This is a genomic window from Streptomyces sp. NPDC090022, from assembly GCF_044748145.1.
Lineage (GTDB): Bacteria > Actinomycetota > Actinomycetes > Streptomycetales > Streptomycetaceae > Streptomyces.
The window spans coordinates 66,962-73,779 of sequence record NZ_JBIVFN010000036.1 but is presented as its reverse complement, the minus strand read 5'-3'; the positions used below and the strand labels follow the sequence as shown (position 1 = coordinate 73,779).

Genomic DNA, 6,818 nt, shown 5'->3' with positions numbered 1-6,818 from the left:
TCGCCGGGCCCCCCTTCGGGGGGCTGGTTCCTCCGCTTCGCTTCGGAACCCCAGCGCTACGCGCTGGTGAAGGCCCCGGCTCGCTGCGCTCGCCGCCCCCCTTCGGGGGGCTGGCCCCTCCGCTTCGCTCCGGGGCTCCGAGCGCTACGCGCTCGGGAGAGGCTTGGGTTCGCTGAGCTCCCCGGAGCCTCCTTCGGAGGCACTGCGTCCTTTGCTCCGCTTCGGAGGTTCAGCGCTGCGTGCTGGTGAAGACCCCAGCTCGCTGCGCTTGCCGCGGCCCTTTAGGGGCTGGCCCCTCCGCTTCGCTCCGGGCCCTCAGCACTGTGTGCTGGGGAGTGACCGAGCTTGCTTCGCTTGCTTGAAGCACCCCTCGGGTGCTGAAGCCCTCCGCTTCGCTCCGGGCTTCTGGCTCTGTACACGAGAACGGGAGTCGTTTGTCGACGGCTTCGGGAGTCACCGCGTGATCCCATCGCTTGATCAATGTCGATGAGTTCGGAAGTCACTGACGGCTGGGTCGGCGTCTTGAGAAGGCTCTCTCGGTGAAGGCCGTGAGCTCTGCGATGCGGTTACGGAGTGCGGCTTGGTCGATGTACGGGGTTACGGCAGCGAGGACTGGCTGTGGCGCGGAAACCCCACGGGGCGGTCGCGATGGTTGCCGGGGAGGTCAGTCCCAGCGCGCGGTTGTCCTTGCCGTCCCGCATGTGGTTGAGCCACCGTTCGTACCAGCTGAGGAAGTCCTGTGCGGAGGAGACGTTCGGGGGCCAGAAGCCGTCCGCGTTGCCCGTGACCACACGGCCGGTGAGGGGGCCGGTCACTGCGATCAGGCACAGATCGCTGCAGCCCATCTCGATGATGTGGAGGAACAGGTCACCCTGCAGCGCGTCCGGGTGGTCGACATGAGTGAATCCCCGCGGGCTGCCGTCCGCCGGTTTCCGGTTCATCGTGAACAGCCTGCACTCGTCCAGCGGAAGGAGACCGTAGAAGGGGCCGGCGCCGCTGCCCCCGAGTTCGATGAGAAACGCTCGGTAGGCCGCAGGCAGGACGATGTGGTGCTCGGCCTCGAAGGCGTCGGCTTCTGAAGCGCTGATGCGCGGGCCGAGGCGGAATTGGTGGTGCTCCGCACACACCGAGTGGCTTCGTCGCGCCTGGTACGGAATCTTCGCCAGCTTGGAGCGTATGCGGGTGATGCGGGAGTCCATCGGAGGATCTCTTCTCTCGTCTCCGAGACTCTACCGATCGGTCCGGCAGAGACACATCCAAGGGTCTGGAGAGCTCCTGCCTACGGGCGCAGTCGCCGGCCTGGTCGCGGCTGGCGACGATGTCGGCAGCACGGTTCACAGCGCGCGGCGCCTGGAGTCCGGGAGTACATGTCCCCACCAGGTCAGCGGCGGGTGCCTCCCGAACTCGTGAACATCGACTCGGCCGCCTTCGGAGCGCCTCCCGCACTCATCGACAAACGACTCCCGATCTCGTGAACAAAGCCAACCAAGTCGGCTGTCACCCATCTGCTGGGTCCTGCCGTGCGCCCGACCAGCATCGGTGTCAGTGGTGGCGGTTAGAGTCTCCGATGGCGGGGCCGGTTCCGAAGCATCCAGCACTGGAGACTCAACGGCAGTCCTCCCGGTCTGCGCGGGGGTGGTCACGGCCCAACCGGCGCCGGGAAACAAGGGCCTCTCAGAAGCTTGCCAGCCCGGCCCCGTCCCTCGGGCTGGGCCGGGCTGGCAAGACCTGCGAGTGGCCTTAGTGGCAGGATGGTTCAAAATAGCTCTCGGATGAGCTCAGGATCTAAGGCCATGGTGCGCTCAGCTGATCCGCGGCACCTGAGGTCTGGGGTAGCGCAGCGATCCGTCATCAGCCACGCCAGCTGCCCAGCCTGCTGAACGCCCAGCGCAGTACCTCCTGGTCAGGGTGGCTGCGGCCTGTCGGTTCGAGTGCGGTCAGGGTGTGGGCTGTTAGCCGGGCCCAGTTACGGAAGTTCCCATGGGCCGCGTGGCGGTCGGCGAAGGCGATGTCCGTGGGATCGGTCCGGGCCCAGACCGGGTGGTAGAGCGGGATGACCTGCTGCGAACCCCAGGCCTCAGCCAGCGGGATCATGTGGTCGATGTCCAGTGCCCCGGCCGGCGTCACCCGCTGATCGTCGTAGTACGACCACCAGACACCCCCGATCAGCGTGCAGCCCGGACCGACTTCGGGCGCCTCGATCGCCCCCTGGATCAGGACCTCCTGACGGGTGTTGCAGCCGTCGCCGGGATTCTCGCCAGCATTCCAGTGCCTGAAGCTGGTGCGCTGATAGCCATTCCGGTCCTCAGCCGCGACCGGCAGCACGGACACCGCGACGCCCATCGGCACGACCTGCGGCACCGCAGCGCGCTCCTGAACGGCGTGCGCAGTCGTGGCGGGCAGAGACATGACGAGGGCAGCGGTCGCCGTAACGGCCCCCATCATCATGATCATCACGGCCAGGGTTGTACCCCGCCACCCCCACACCGACAACAAGCCCCCACCCCGTACTTCACCCACACGGAGCGACCGATTCACCCCCGAAACGCCACTGCCACCTACGAAAGCGCCGAACGGACTGAAGGGCCAGCCTGCGCCCGCCCCTCGGCCAGCGCTGCGCAGCGGATCCCGCCACTGGGGTACCACTCCATCACCGGACCCGGCCGCGTCCCCGTGTTCGGCGCACCAGGACGCCGGGACCAGGCCGCCACAGTCGTAGCGGCGGCACGCGCCCCCTTCCTCGACCATGCGGACGGCGCCACGTGCACACCCGCAGGCCACCCGACTGGCTCTCCGGGAGGGGGTAACCCCGGGAGTGTTCGAAGGACGTGCCGATGAGGTGCGGCAACCTGGTGTCCCGCAAGGTGCTCCGCTGCTGACGACGCAGTTCGGTCACGACTTGGAGCAGCGGTTGGCCTGTGGTGTACCTGCGGTACACGCTGTGCCCATGGCGAGACGATCACAGGCCGGATGTCTGACCCTCCTGGGCCTGCTGCTCGTGGTCGTCGTCGGCGTGTGGATCTGGCTGGAGACACAGCCGGCGCGTGACGAGGCCCAGGCGCGGAAGGACCTGCGGGCGAACGTCGAGGTGCTCCGGGACCGGCTGGGCGGGGCAGCGGCCGACGGCAGTCTGCTCGACACGGAGATCGCCCAGGTCCTTCCTCCGTCGAAGCCCGCCAGGGGACTCGTCGGTGTGACGCGGTATGGCGAGGCTGTCACCGTCGTCGCGGAAGTGCTCGGCCACGGACCGCCGCGGGCCTTCATCTTCGTGTACGAGCGGTCGGTGGCGGGCTGTTACGCCTTCGAGGTGCCGCCCCCGGCACCCGGGGCTCCTCGGCCTTCCGTCCGGGAACTGCCGCGGAAGGCGTGTGCGGCGGGCCCGGCCACGCCGAAGCTGTCGCTGATACCCGGGCGTGAGTCCGGTGGGCTCTGATGACTTTCGGTGCCCGGACAGCATGGCCGTAAGTCCTTGCTGTTGGCTCATACGTACGTGCACACGGGAGTCCTGGACATCGTCACCGAAGATGCCTTCACGCTCTCCTGCACCCTCGCCTCCGCTGACGGCAGTGAGGCGTCGCGGCCAGGCCGCGCCATGGTCGACTCCTCGCGCATGAAGCCCGGTGGCATGGTCTGCGGCCCCGAAGACGCAGCCTGACAGACAACCGTCAGGTCGGCCCCGCAGCGGAGTCCGCCTCGCGCCGATCCACAGTGCAGATGCCCGTCAGGATGCAGGCCGGCGCGGACCCCGACACAGAGGCTGTTCGAATCCAGGATCACTCCAGTGCCTCCGGGAGTGGTGAACATCTATGGGCGCGGTGCTTGGCGGATGTGAGCAGGCGGCCAGGGTCCCGCGGCGCTGCCCTGCCCTACTGGGACGCCCCACGGGGTGCGGGGTCAGGAGGTGGGCTCGTGGGAGGGTGAGGGAGGGGCGAGGATCCAGGGGGCACTCACCTGCAGACGGACACCTACGCTGGAAACATGGCTCGCCCGAAGAACCTGCAGCCGCTTCCTGGCTCTCTGGCACGACTCGTACCGCCGCCGGCTGAACCCGTTGACGCCCGCGGGGACTGGGCCGTGGTCGAGCAGGAACTCGGCGTGCGACTGCCCGAGGACTACAAGGCCCTCGTCGAGCGATACGGCTGGGGCGAATTCTGCGACTTCGTGTACCTGCACACGCCCTTCGGGAACAGCCCGTACAACGGCTTGAAGTGGCAGAGCGGGAGTCTCGCAGAGCCTCTTCGGTGGGACGGGCGGAAGCGCTACCCCTACCCGCTGCATCCGGCACCAGGCGGTGCGCTCATCTGGGGTACCACCATGGACGCCGACCGGCTGTGCTGGCTCACCGCCGGAGACCCGGAGCACTGGCCCGTCGTGATGTGGAGCCGGGACGGCGAGTACGAGACCTTCCCCATGGGCGCAGCCGAATTCATCGAAGGCTGGACCGGTGGACACGTGAGCTCCCGCCACCTTGCCGACATGGAGCCGGACCTCGCTCCCTGGTTCAACACCTTCCGCCCCCGGAACGACCGGTGCATCCGCCTGTCCGAAGGGCCCCTCCCCCACGCTGAACGCCTGCGCATGCTCCGCAGTGCCCTGGCACCGACGGCGGACCGCGGAACCTGGCGAACAGAGGACGGCCAGTCAGGACAGGACCACTTCGCCACGACCGACACCGACTGGCAGCTGACCTACGACATGGCCAACCCCCACCAGATCCGTATCAGCTACCCACCACACGACCACGGAACGGTCCACCGACGCCTGACCGCCGCCATCCGCCTCATGGCCTGCAACATCCTCGCGATCACCACCGCAGCCGGGACACCTCTGCCTACCTGGGACACCACGACAGACGAAGATGACGAACCCCAGTGACACCCCAATGAAGCACCACCACTGAGCATCACTCGCCAGGGCCTTGGGAGCCGCGTCCCACCCGCGCTGATCAGTGACTCAGTTGGCCGGGCCGCAGAGCCTGGGCCAGAAGCCGAGCTCCTAGGCATCGGTGTCGTGCCGGCACGCACGCGCCCGCAGCGCGCCTGGCGGGTCTGTCAATCGAACGGCTCTGTCCCGTAATCGGTGGCAACCAAGGGTGACGGTCGTCGTTGATGCTGCATGGAAGATGTCAACGACCTTGTGAGCGTGGTGTTTTCGGGACTTGCATCGCTGGTCGTCGAGGATGTGGCGGACGAGGGCGAGTGCATCCGGGTGCGGGCCCGGACGCGGGACGAGCCAGTGCAGTGCCCGGTGTGCGGGCAGCCTACTGGGCAGGTGCACGGCATCCACCGTCGTACGATCGCGGACGTGCCGGCGGACGGCAGGCGGGCCGTGGTGTCGGTACAGGTCCGGCGCCTGGTCTGTCCGGTCCTGGGCTGCCCCCGGCAGACGTTCCGGGAACAGGTCCCAGGCCTGATCGAACGCTACCAGCGGCGCACATGCCGGCTCGCCGACCAGCTCGGGTCTGTGGTGAAGGAGTCAGCGGGCCGGGCAGGCGCCCGCCTCTCCCGTGTCCTGGCTGCGGCAATATCCCGCTCGACCGCCCTCAGGCTTCTCGCCCACCTGCCCTTGCCCGTGGTGCGGGTGCCGCGCGTCCTCGGCGTCGACGACTTCGCGCTCAAGCGCCGCCACCGCTACGCGACCGTCCTGATCGACGCTGAAACCGGCGAACGCACCGACGTACTCCCGGGCCGCGGCGCCGACGCCCTGGAGAGATGGCTGCGCAAGCGCACCCCGGCGTCGAGATCGTCTGCCGCGACGGCTCCGGCGCCTACGGCGAGGCCGTCCGCCGGGCCCTCCCCGAAGCCGTGCAGGTCAGCGACCGCTGGCACCTGTGGAAGAACCTGTGCGAGAAGACCCTGGCCGAGGTCCGCTCCCACAGCGCCTGCTGGGCCACCGCGAACACACCCCGCCCGGCCGGCGTCCACGAGCAGACCACCCGGGAACGCTGGAACCAGATCCACGAACTCCTCGGCAAGGGCGTCGGCCTCCTCGAATGCGCCCGCCGCCTGAACCTGTCCCTCAACACCGTCAAGCGCTACGCACGCACCCGTGAACCCGAGGCCCTGCGCCGGGCGCCGCGTTACCGGCCCACCCTGGTCGACCCCTACCGCGACCACCTGCGCGAACGCCGTGCGGCCGGCCCCGCCGTCCCCGTGAAACAGCTGTTCCGCGAGGTCCAGGAGCAGGGCTACACCGGCAGCTTCAACCTCCTCTACCGCTACATCACCCAGGGCCGGGCCGAAGGCGACCGGCCCGTCACCACCCCGCGATGGCTGACCCGCCTCCTGCTCACCCATCCCGACCACCTCCGGGACAAGGACACAAGTCTCCTCGCCGAGCTCACCGCAGCCTGCCCCGAGATGACCCAACTAGCCTCATTCATCCGCGAGTTCGCGCAGCTCCTCACTCCGGCCGCAGCAACGACAAGAAGCTGACCGCGTGGATCGTCGGCGTCCGCACGGCCCAGCTGCCCTACCTCCATGCCTTTGCGAACGGTCTCGAGCTCGACCGCGCGGCCGTCAACGCGGGCCTCACCCTCCCGCACCACAACGGCCGGACCGAAGGCGTCAATACCCGCACCAAACGGATCACGAGGCAGATGCACGGCCGCGCGGGCTTCGACCTCCTTCGGCACCGCATCCTCCTGCACTGACCGTGACCCTTGGTTACCACCGATGACGGGACAGAGCCGAACGATTTACAGTCCCAAGGCCCCCGCCGCAGCGTCCCAATAGGCAGTGATCAAAGCAGTCCGGTCAGTCGTATCCCAACGCCCAGCCACCACTGACACCTCCCAGGAGACAGGCGAGCGGGCAGTG

The 6,818-nt window shown here is 68.3% G+C and carries 6 protein-coding genes and 1 pseudogene; 5 read left to right on the top strand and 2 right to left on the bottom strand.

All coding sequences use genetic code 11. The annotated features are described in order from the left end of the window. Positions 1-566: 566 nt before the first annotated feature. Both ACIPXB_RS35180 and ACIPXB_RS35175 read right to left on the bottom strand, forming a co-directional pair. A complete protein-coding gene (locus ACIPXB_RS35180; protein WP_401456723.1) occupies positions 567-1,199 on the bottom strand; it encodes an SMI1/KNR4 family protein in 633 nt (210 codons plus the stop codon). Between the two features lie 652 nt (positions 1,200-1,851). Next, positions 1,852-2,454, bottom strand: a complete 603-nt coding sequence (locus ACIPXB_RS35175; RefSeq protein ID WP_401456730.1) for an HNH endonuclease — start codon at positions 2,452-2,454, stop codon at positions 1,852-1,854. A 493-nt stretch (positions 2,455-2,947) separates the two neighbouring features. Here ACIPXB_RS35175 and ACIPXB_RS35170 point away from each other — a divergent pair, with 493 nt between their 5' ends. The 5 genes and pseudogenes from ACIPXB_RS35170 (at position 2,948) to ACIPXB_RS35150 (ending at position 6,652) form a co-directional block, all read left to right on the top strand. Then, positions 2,948-3,433 carry a hypothetical protein gene (locus ACIPXB_RS35170; RefSeq protein WP_401456721.1) on the top strand — a complete coding sequence of 162 codons (486 nt, stop codon included), beginning with the start codon at positions 2,948-2,950 and terminating at the stop codon, positions 3,431-3,433. A 57-nt stretch (positions 3,434-3,490) separates the two neighbouring features. Further along, complete coding sequence (locus ACIPXB_RS35165) at positions 3,491-3,655, top strand: hypothetical protein (RefSeq protein WP_401456719.1); 165 nt, start codon at positions 3,491-3,493, stop codon at positions 3,653-3,655. A 323-nt stretch (positions 3,656-3,978) separates the two neighbouring features. Then, the gene (locus tag ACIPXB_RS35160) at positions 3,979-4,875 is read left to right on the top strand and encodes an SMI1/KNR4 family protein (protein ID WP_401456717.1); all 897 of its coding nucleotides are present in this window, start codon (positions 3,979-3,981) and stop codon (positions 4,873-4,875) included. A 240-nt stretch (positions 4,876-5,115) separates the two neighbouring features. Beyond that, positions 5,116-6,434, top strand: a pseudogene (locus ACIPXB_RS35155) (ISL3 family transposase). After that, on the top strand, positions 6,350-6,652 hold the full coding sequence (locus ACIPXB_RS35150; RefSeq protein ID WP_401456729.1) for a transposase: 303 nt from the start codon (positions 6,350-6,352) through the stop codon (positions 6,650-6,652). The pseudogene ACIPXB_RS35155 and the gene ACIPXB_RS35150 overlap by 85 nt, the downstream one beginning before the upstream one ends. The last annotated feature ends 166 nt before the right edge of the window (positions 6,653-6,818 follow it).

Bases quoted from the DNA above. Each gene is read 5' to 3' on its own strand.
- ACIPXB_RS35180 (WP_401456723.1), bottom strand. From the start codon at position 1,199: ATGGACTCCCGCATCACCCGCATACGCTCCAAGCTGGCGAAGATTCCG.
- ACIPXB_RS35175 (WP_401456730.1), bottom strand. From the start codon at position 2,454: ATGATCATGATGATGGGGGCCGTTACGGCGACCGCTGCCCTCGTCATG.
- ACIPXB_RS35170 (WP_401456721.1), top strand. From the start codon at position 2,948: ATGGCGAGACGATCACAGGCCGGATGTCTGACCCTCCTGGGCCTGCTG.
- ACIPXB_RS35160 (WP_401456717.1), top strand. From the start codon at position 3,979: ATGGCTCGCCCGAAGAACCTGCAGCCGCTTCCTGGCTCTCTGGCACGA.